Genomic DNA, 8,393 nt, shown 5'->3' with positions numbered 1-8,393 from the left:
CAGCTACCGCTGGGAGGTGCCCCCAGCCCTGCGGAACGCCTGCCCACAAACCGGGGGTACGAGGGGGCGCAGCCCCCTGGGAAACGGTGAAAGGGCGGGACCGGGGCACCAGCCGCCCGCAGGGCCCCGCACCCGCGCCCCTGTCACCGTTCGGCTGCAGAACAGATGGGCGAGCCCCGGGCCATGCAGGGTGCCCCGCGCCGCCTCGTAGACTCGTGTGCCGTGGATACGACCCTGCCCGACCCCCTTGTCGACCAGCTGCTCGACGGCCGCTACCGCGTCGAGGCGCGGGTCGCCGTGGGCGGCATGGCCACCGTCTACCGTGCCCTGGACACCCGGCTCGACCGGGTGCTCGCCCTGAAGGTGATGCACCCCTCGCTCGCCGCGGACGGCGCCTTCGTGGAGCGTTTCATCCGCGAGGCGAAGTCCGTGGCCCGCCTCGATCACCCCAATGTGGTGAGCGTCTTCGACCAGGGGACCGACGGCGCGTACGTCTATCTGGCGATGGAGTACGTGGCGGGCTGCACCCTCCGCGACATCCTGCGCGAGCGCGGCGCCCTGGGCCCGCGCGCCGCGCTCGACATCGCCGAGCCCGTGCTGGCCGCCCTGGGCGCCGCCCACCTGGCGGGGCTGGTGCACCGGGACATGAAGCCGGAGAACGTGCTCATCGGCGACGACGGCAGGGTCAAGGTCGCCGACTTCGGGCTCGTCCGGGCCGTGGACACCAACACCACCAGCAGCACCGGTTCCGTCCTGGGCACGGTGTCGTACCTCGCGCCCGAGCAGATCGAGCACGGCACGGCCGACCCCCGCGCGGACGTCTACGCCTGCGGCGTCGTCCTGTACGAGATGCTGACCGGCGCCAAGCCGCACAGCGGCGGCACCCCCGCGCAGGTGCTCTACCAGCACCTCCACGAGGACGTGCCGGCCCCGTCGGCCGCCGTCCCGGGGCTCGCGCCGGAGCTGAACGCCCTGGTGGCCTCGGCCACGGCCCGGGACCCGCTGCTGCGCCCGGCCGACGCGGCCGCCCTGCTGGGGCGGGTCCGCCAGGCGCGCGCGGCCCTGTCGGACGAGCAGCTGGACCTGGTCCCGCCGCGGGCGGCGTCCCCCGCCGCCGGCGGCGCCGTTCCGGCCGGGTCCGAGGACCGTACGAGCGTCATCCCGCGCCCGGCCGCCGCGCGGCAGCCCCTGCCGCCGCCCGCGCGGGAGGACGAGCTCAACCGCACCACCCGGCTGGACCTCCCGCCGACGCCGCCGCCCCCGCCGCCGGGCCCGGCGGCGGCTCCCGGGCCGCGCCGGGGGCCGCTGACGGGGCTGTCCCGGCGCTGGGTCCTCGCGGTCGCGGCCGCCCTGCTGGCCGTGCTGGCGGGCACCGGCGTCTGGTACATCAACTCCGGCCAGTTCACCTCCGTGCCGGCGGTCCTGGACATGACCCAGGACAAGGCGACCGCCGAGCTGGACAAGGCCGGGCTGGGCGTGAGGACGCAGCAGGCGTTCAGCGACACCGTCGAGCGCGGCCACGTCATCGCCACCGACCCCAAGCCGGGCGAGCGCATCCGCAACACCGGCAAGGTCACGATCACCGTCTCGCGCGGCCCGCAGAAGGCCGAGGTGCCCAATGTCGCCGGGCTGTCCCTCGACGAGGCGAAGAAGCGGATCCAGGGCCAGGGCCTGACGGTCGGGGACGTCACCCAGCAGTTCAGCGACGAGACCCCCAAGGGATCGGTCCTGTCCACCGACCCCAGGCCGGGCACCGAGCTGCGGCCCGACACGGCCGTGGCCGTCGTCGTCAGCAAGGGCAAGCAGATCCCCGTGCCGAACGTGACGGGCATGCCGCCGGCGGACGCCACCGCGACGCTGCGGGACGCCGGTTTCGACGTCAAGGTCGCCGACGCCCAGGTGTACTCCGACAAGCCCCAGGGCGCGGTGGCCCAGCAGTCCCCGGGCCAGGGCGAGAAGGCCGCCCAGGGCGACACCGTCACCCTCACGGTCTCCAAGGGCAAGGAGATGGTCACGGTCCCGGACGTCACCGGAAAGAGCGAGGCCGTGGCCAAGCAGATCCTGACCGCCGCGGGCTTCCAGGTGAAGGTCGACCGGCCGTTCTTCTTCCCGCAGGACTCCGTCGACAGCCAGTCGGCGCGGGGCGGGTCGCAGGCGGCCAAGGGGGACACCATCATCATCAAGCTGAAGAGCGGTTTCTGAGCGCCATGAGCGACACGTACGATCTCCCGCCCGGCCCGGCGCGCAATCCCGTCGGCGGCCACGTCCCCGTCGCCGGCGGGCTCGCCAAGGTCGGTCTGTCCTACGCGCGGGAGCTGGCCGCCGAGGCCGTCCAGGTCTTCGTCGCCAACCCGCGCGGCTGGGCGACCCCGCCCGGCGACCCCCGGCAGGACGAGGAGTTCCGGGCCGCCCGCGCCGCCGCGGGCATACCGGCCTACGTCCACGCCCCCTACCTGATCAATTTCGGCTCGCACACCGCCGCCACCGTGGAGAAGTCCGTGGACTCGCTGCGGCACTCACTGCGCCGGGGCCGGGAGATCGGCGCGCTCGGCGTCGTCGTCCACACCGGCTCGGCGACCGGCGGGCGGGCGCGCGCGGAGGCGCTGGCGCAGGTCCACGAGCGGCTGCTGCCGCTGCTGGAGGAGCTCACCCACGACGACGACCCCCGGCTGCTGCTGGAGCCGACGGCCGGCCAGGGCTCCTCGCTCTGCTCCCTGGTCGAGGACCTGGGCCCGTACTTCGCGGCGCTGGAGCACCATCCGAAGCTGGGCGTCTGCCTCGACACCTGCCATCTCTTCGCGGCCGGGCACGATCTCGCGGAGCCCGGCGGGATGAAGCGGACGCTCGACGAGCTGGTCGCCGTGACCGGCCCGGGGCGGCTGGGGCTGATTCACGCCAATGATTCCAAGGATGTCGTCGGCGCCCACAAGGACCGCCACGAGAACATCGGTTCCGGCCACATCGGCGCCGCGCCCTTCGCCGAGCTGTTCCGGCACCCGGAGACGGCGGGCGTGCCGCTGACGATCGAGACGCCCGGCGGCAAGGAGGGCCACGCCGCCGACGTGGCCCGGCTGAAGGCGCTGCGGGACGACTGACCGGCCGGCGGGGGCCTCAGAGCTCGGGGCCCTCGCCGGGCAGCTCCTGGTAGGAGTAGCGCTGTTCGCTCCAGGGGTCACCCACGTTGTGGTAGCCCCGCTCCTCCCAGAAGCCCCGCCGGTCGGCGGTCATGTACTCCACGCCGCGCACCCACTTGGGGCCCTTCCAGGCGTAGAGGTGCGGGACGACCAGCCGGACGGGGAAGCCGTGCTCGGCGGTGAGGAGTTCGCCGTCCTTGTGGGTGGCGAAAATGGTCTGCTCCGAGGTGAAGTCGGACAGCCGCAGATTCGAGCTGAAGCCGTACTCGGCCCACACCATCACATGCGTGACCTCGGGCGCGGGCGGCGCCAGTTCGAGGATCGTACGGGCCGAAACGCCACCCCACTCGGCGCCGAGCATGCTGTACTTCGTCACGCAGTGCAGATCCGCCACCACCGTCGTGTACGGCAGCGCGGAGAACTCGTCATGCGTCCAGCAGCGCTTGTCGCCGTCGGCGGTCGAACCGAAGACACGGAACTCCCAGCGGTCCGGCTTGAACTTCGGTACCGGGCCGTAGTGCGTCACCGGCCATCCGCGCTGGAGCCGCTGCCCCGGAGGCAGCTGAAGATGTTCCCCTTTGCGGCTTTCGGTATTTTTCGAGAGCCCCATGGCTCAATGGTGTCAGACCCGCGGGGGTGCTGATGACCGGGGGACGTGCCGGAGCGGGCCTCGCCATGTCATATTCGGGCAACTCCCACTAAGTGTGAACTTACTGGACGGTTCCCCCGGGCGGTGCGAGGATGCGCGCAACCTGCTAGTCACCCGCTGGGAAGGAGCCTCTGCGATGCAGGGAGACCCCGAGGTCATCGAGTTCCTCAACGAACAGCTGACGGCCGAGCTGACCGCCATCAACCAGTACTTCCTGCACGCCAAACTCCAGGAGCACCACGGCTGGACCAAGATTGCCTCGCACACCCGCGCCGAGTCGTTCGACGAGATGCGGCACGCGGAGACCCTGACCGACCGGATCATCTTCCTGGAGGCGCTGCCCAACTACCAGCGGCTCTTCCACGTCCGGATCGGCCAGACCATCACCGAGATGTTCCAGGCCGACCGCCAGGTGGAGGTCGAGGCCATCGACCGGCTGCGGCGCGGGGTGGAGGTCATGCGGGCCAAGGGCGACATCACCTCGGCCAATATCTTCGAGTCGATCCTCGCGGACGAGGAGGATCACATCGACTATCTCGACACCCAGCTGGAGCTGATCGAGAAGCTCGGTGAGCCGCTGTACATCGCGCAGTTCATCGAGCAGGAGAACGGCGGGAGCGAGTAGGCCCGGCGGCACCGGCTAGGCCGCGACCGCCTCCACGGGCGCGGAGGCCGGTATGAGCGCCGTATCGGCGCCCAGCACATCGGCGTCCCCCTGGTCGGCCAGCTCCCGGCGCGGGCACGCGCCACGGCCGAGCAGGGCCTGGATACGGCGCACACAGCTGCCGCAGTCGGTGCCGGCCTTGCAGGCGGAAGCGATCTTGCGGGGGGTGCAGGCCCCCTTGTCCGCGTGCTCGCGCACCTGCTGCTCCGTGATGCCGAAGCACGAGCAGACGTACACGCGGTCACCGCCTTGCCGGGGAGATGAAGGGCCGAAGACCTTATTGATCAATAAGGTTACCCTTACCTTACCCGCCCGGGCGGCCGAAAAACAACGCCGTGGGGCGCGGATCACGTCGATCCGCGCCCCACGGCGTTCCGCTATGGATGCTTTCTACTGGTCGCGGTACATCTCGGCGACCAGGAACGCCAGGTCCAGGGACTGGCTGCGGTTGAGGCGGGGGTCGCACGCCGTCTCGTAGCGCTGGTGGAGGTCGTCGACGAAGATCTCGTCGCCGCCGCCCACGCACTCGGTGACGTCGTCACCGGTGAGCTCGACGTGGATGCCGCCCGGGTGGGTGCCGAGGGCCTTGTGGACCTCGAAGAAGCCCTTGACCTCGTCCAGCACGTCGTCGAAGCGGCGGGTCTTGTGACCCGAGGCCGCCTCGAAGGTGTTGCCGTGCATCGGGTCGCAGATCCAGGCCACCTGGGCACCGGAGGCGGTGACCTTCTCCACCAGGGTGGGGAGCTTCTCACGGACCTTGTCCGCGCCCATCCGGGTGATGAACGTCAGCCGGCCCGGCTCGCGCTCGGGGTCGAGCCGCTCGATGAGGGTGAGCGCGTCCTCGGGCGTCGTCGTCGGCCCGAGCTTCACCCCGATCGGGTTGCGGATCTTCGAGCAGAACTCGATGTGCGCCCCGTCCAGCTGCCGGGTGCGCTCACCGATCCAGACCATGTGGCCCGAGACGTCGTACAGCTGCCCGGTGCGCGAGTCCACGCGAGTCAGCGCGGACTCGTAGTCCAGGACCAGCGCCTCGTGGGACGCGTAGAACTCGACGGTCTTGAACTCCTCCGGGTCCACCCCGCAGGCGTTCATGAAGTTCAGCGCGCGGTCGATCTCACGGGCCAGTTGCTCGTAGCGCTGGCCGGAGGGCGAGGACTTCACGAAGTCCTGGTTCCAGGCGTGGACCTGGCGCAGGTCGGCGTAGCCACCGGTGGTGAAGGCGCGCACCAGGTTCAGCGTGGAGGCCGAAGCCTGGTACATCCGCTTCAGCCGCTGCGGGTCCGGCGTACGGGCCTCAGGGGTGAAGGCGAAGCCGTTGACCGAGTCGCCGCGGTAGGTCGGCAGGGTCACGCCGTCGCGGGTCTCGGTCGGCTTCGAGCGCGGCTTGCTGTACTGGCCGGCGATACGGCCGACCTTCACGACCGGCACCGAGCCGGCGTAGGTGAGCACCGCGCCCATCTGCAGGAGGGTCTTGAGCTTGTTGCGGATCTGGTCGGCGCCGACGGCGTCGAAGGCCTCGGCGCAGTCGCCGCCCTGAAGCAGGAACGCCTCTCCACGGGCGACGGCTCCCAGACGCTGGCGCAGCTGGTCGCACTCGCCCGCGAAGACGAGAGGCGGATAGGACTCGAGCTCGGCGATCACATCGCGCAGAGCCTCTTGGTCCGGCCAGTCAGGCTGCTGCGCCGCGGGCAGGGAGCGCCAGGTGTTGCCACCGGCGTGGATTTCAGCGTTCACGGTCACGCACTCAACATTACGGGGTCGCGACGCCGACCCAAGGGCCGGACCGGACTCTGAGACACGGACTGAGACAGATTTAGGGAAAACCGGCGACACCGCGACCGGCCGTCGGGTACTGTGCCGCTCATGTACGTGCTCTCCAACCAGCTCTGGTGGTGGACCGCTCCTTCGGCGGCCCACTGACGCGCGTACCCACCGACGTTCTCGCGAAGGCCGCCCCGAGGGGCGGCCTTCGGCGTATCCGGCGCCGAAAACGAGGGCCGTTCCTCCCCCACCAGGAAGGAACCCGCCCATGCCGCCCCTGTCCCGCACCGCCGACCTCCTCGCCCGGCTCACCGCCGCAGGTCACCCACCCTTCGCCCTGCTCCACCGCCGCACCCCCGGCCGGTCCGGGGACGTCGTCGAACTGCTCACCGGCCCGGTCGCCGAGGTCGAGCACCTGACCGACATCCCCCTCCCCGCGGGCCCGCCCTCCGGCGGCGCGCCCGTGCACGACGCGCTGGCGCTCGTGCCCTTCCGCCAGATCCGCGAGCGCGGCTTCGACGTCCGCGACGACGGCACCCCCCTGCTGGTCCTGCGGCCGGAGGAGACCCACGAGCTGCCGCTGGAGGAGGTCCTCGGCGCGCTCCCCGCACATGAGGTGCGGGTGGAGGGCGGGGCCTTCGACGTGGCCGACGAGGAGTACGCGGAGATCGTCCGGCGTGTCGTCGAGGACGAGATCGGCACGGGCGAGGGGGCCAACTTCGTCATCCGCCGCACCTTCGAGGGCGAGATCCACGGCTTCCAGGCCGTCGACGCGCTGGCCCTCTTCCGCAGGCTGCTGTCGGGCGAGCGCGGCGCGTACTGGACGTACGTCGTGCACACCGGCGAGCGCACGCTGGTGGGCGCCAGCCCCGAGGTGCACGTCCGGATGGCGGGCGGCACGGTCGTGATGAACCCGATCAGCGGCACCTACCGCTATCCCGACGGGGGCCCGTCCGCCGACGACCTGCTCGGTTTCCTCCACGACCGCAAGGAGGTGGAGGAGCTGTCCATGGTCGTCGACGAGGAGCTGAAGATGATGTGCACCGTCGGCGACATGGGCGGTGTCGTCGTCGGCCCCCGGCTGCGCGAGATGGCCCACCTCGCGCACACCGAGTACGAGCTGCGCGGCCGCTCCTCGCTGGACGTGCGCGACGTGCTGCGCGAGACGATGTTCGCCGCGACCGTCACCGGCTCGCCCGTGCAGAACGCCTGTCGCGTCATCGAGCGCCACGAGCCCCACGGCCGCGGCTACTACGCGGGCGCCCTCGCCCTCATCGGCCGGGACGCGGCCGGCGCCCAGAGCCTGGACTCGCCCATCCTCATCCGCACCGCCGACATCGACCGGCGCGGCCGGCTCCGGGTCGGCGTCGGCGCGACGCTGGTGCGCCGCTCCGACCCGCACGGCGAGGTCGCCGAGACCCACGCCAAGGCGGCGGGCGTCCTGACGGCCCTGGGCGTGCGCCGGGGCCCGGTACGCCCGGCGACGGCACCGGCCGTGCGGCTCGCCGACGACCCCCGGGTACGGAGCGCGCTGGACGCGCGCCGAGCCGACCTGGCGCCTTTCTGGCTGCGCATGCGCCCGGCCGTCTCCGCTCCCGTGCTGAGCGGGCACGCTCTGGTCGTCGACGGCGAGGACACCTTCACGGCGATGCTCGCCCATCTCCTGCGCACCACGGGGCTGACGGTGTCGGTGCGGCGCTACGACGAGCCGGGGCTGCGGGACGCGGCGCTGGGCCACGAGGGCCCGGTGGTGCTGGGCCCCGGCCCGGGCGACCCGTCGGACGCCGCCGACCCGAAGATGCGGATGCTGCGCGGGCTGGCGGGCGAGCTGCTGCGCGGCCACCGGCACGGGCTGCTGGGCGTGTGCCTGGGGCACGAGCTGATCGCGGCGGAGCTGGGGCTGGAGATCGTCCGCAAGGACGTCCCGTTCCAGGGGGCGCAGGAGCGGATCGACTTCTTCGGGCGGGAGGAGACGGTGGGGTTCTACAACACGTTCGTCGCACGGGGCGCGGGGGCCGACGGCGTCGAGCTGTGCGTGGACCCCCGTACGGAGGAGGTCCACGCGCTGCGGGGGCCCGGCTACGCGGGCGTTCAGTTCCACCCGGAGTCGGTGCTGACCCTGAACGGGTCGGCGATCGTCGCGGAGCTGCTGACCGCCGTCCTGGTGTAGCCGCCGCTACCGCGG

The 8,393-nt window shown here is 71.8% G+C and carries 7 protein-coding genes; 4 read left to right on the top strand and 3 right to left on the bottom strand.

Annotated elements, in window-relative coordinates:
* The first annotated feature begins 222 nt into the window (after positions 1 to 222).
* Both pknB and K6I33_RS27270 read left to right on the top strand, forming a co-directional pair.
* Entirely contained in the window at positions 223 to 2,202 is a 1,980-nt protein-coding gene (gene pknB, locus K6I33_RS27275) for a Stk1 family PASTA domain-containing Ser/Thr kinase (RefSeq protein ID WP_229357188.1), read from the top strand.
* A gap of 5 nt (positions 2,203 to 2,207) precedes the next feature.
* Positions 2,208 to 3,095, top strand: coding sequence for a deoxyribonuclease IV (locus K6I33_RS27270; protein ID WP_229357187.1), 888 nt, complete (start codon positions 2,208 to 2,210; stop codon positions 3,093 to 3,095).
* A gap of 16 nt (positions 3,096 to 3,111) precedes the next feature.
* Here K6I33_RS27270 and K6I33_RS27265 read toward each other — a convergent pair whose 3' ends face one another.
* Positions 3,112 to 3,744, bottom strand: a complete 633-nt coding sequence (locus K6I33_RS27265) for a sulfite oxidase-like oxidoreductase (RefSeq protein ID WP_229357186.1) — start codon at positions 3,742 to 3,744, stop codon at positions 3,112 to 3,114.
* A gap of 175 nt (positions 3,745 to 3,919) precedes the next feature.
* Here K6I33_RS27265 and bfr point away from each other — a divergent pair, with 175 nt between their 5' ends.
* Positions 3,920 to 4,408, top strand: a complete 489-nt coding sequence (bfr, locus tag K6I33_RS27260; RefSeq protein WP_229357185.1) for a bacterioferritin — start codon at positions 3,920 to 3,922, stop codon at positions 4,406 to 4,408.
* Between the two features lie 15 nt (positions 4,409 to 4,423).
* Here bfr and K6I33_RS27255 read toward each other — a convergent pair whose 3' ends face one another.
* On the bottom strand, positions 4,424 to 4,684 hold the full coding sequence (locus K6I33_RS27255) for a bacterioferritin-associated ferredoxin (RefSeq protein ID WP_229357184.1): 261 nt from the start codon (positions 4,682 to 4,684) through the stop codon (positions 4,424 to 4,426).
* 153 nt (positions 4,685 to 4,837) lie between these two features.
* The gene (locus K6I33_RS27250) at positions 4,838 to 6,187 is read right to left on the bottom strand and encodes a class II 3-deoxy-7-phosphoheptulonate synthase (protein WP_229357183.1); all 1,350 of its coding nucleotides are present in this window, start codon (positions 6,185 to 6,187) and stop codon (positions 4,838 to 4,840) included.
* Between the two features lie 289 nt (positions 6,188 to 6,476).
* On the opposite strand from K6I33_RS27250, the gene K6I33_RS27245 reads away from it, so the two are divergent.
* Positions 6,477 to 8,378: an anthranilate synthase family protein gene (locus K6I33_RS27245; protein WP_229357182.1), complete on the top strand. Its 1,902-nt coding sequence runs from the start codon at positions 6,477 to 6,479 to the stop codon at positions 8,376 to 8,378.
* Positions 8,379 to 8,393 lie beyond the last annotated feature (15 nt).

The organism is Streptomyces sp. UNOB3_S3 (assembly GCF_020740895.1).
Taxonomy (GTDB): Bacteria; Actinomycetota; Actinomycetes; order Streptomycetales; family Streptomycetaceae; genus Streptomyces.
The sequence above is the reverse complement of the archived record's forward strand: the minus strand, read 5'-3'. Positions and strand labels throughout refer to the sequence as shown.